General features: G+C 63.5%; 1 protein-coding gene. It reads left to right on the top strand.

All coding sequences use genetic code 11. The features are described 5' to 3' along the window. The coding region (locus AC1D17_RS29190) for an AMP-binding protein (RefSeq protein ID WP_477568671.1) at nucleotides 1–836 on the top strand (836 nt) is incomplete at both ends.

The following is an 836-nucleotide window of genomic DNA, read 5'->3' as shown; positions in this document are numbered from 1 at the left end:
CCGCTCAACACCGCCTATACGCTGGCAGAGCTGGATTATTTCATCGGCGACGCGGAGCCGCGTCTGGTGGTCGTTGCACCCTCGGCCAAAGCGGGCATCGAGGACATCGCGAAGACGCATGGCGCGATCGTCGAAACGCTCGACGCCGATGGCAGCGGCTCGCTGCTTGATCTTGCCCGCGACGAGCCGGCCGACTTCGTCGACGCCTCGCGCTCCGCAGACGATCTGGCGGCGATCCTCTACACCTCGGGGACGACGGGACGCTCCAAGGGGGCGATGCTGACGCATGACAATCTGCTGTCGAACGCCCTGACCTTGCGCGACGTCTGGCGCGTCACGGCTGCCGACTGCCTGATCCATGCCCTGCCGATATTTCACACGCATGGACTGTTCGTCGCCACCAACGTCACCCTGTTGGCCGGCGCCTCCATGTTCCTTCTGTCGAAATTCGACGCCGACGAGGTGGTGTCATTGATGCCGCGGGCGACGATGCTGATGGGCGTTCCGACCTTCTACGTGCGCCTCCTGCAAAGCCCGCGCCTCGACCGCGAGGCGGTCTCAAGCATCCGCCTGTTTATTTCCGGTTCGGCTCCGCTGCTGGCCGAGACGCATACCGAATTCCAGGCCCGCACGGGTCATGCCATCCTTGAGCGCTACGGCATGACGGAAACCAACATGAACACGTCGAACCCCTATGACGGCAAACGCATTGCCGGAACGGTTGGCTTCCCATTACCGGGCGTAACGGTGCGTGTGACCGATCCCGCCACCGGGCTCGTGCTCGGTCCTGACGAAACCGGGATGATCGAGATCAGGGGACCGAACGTCTTCAAGGG

The organism is Pararhizobium sp. P1_E7, assembly GCF_056405855.1.
This window is presented reverse-complemented; position numbering and strand designations above follow the sequence as displayed.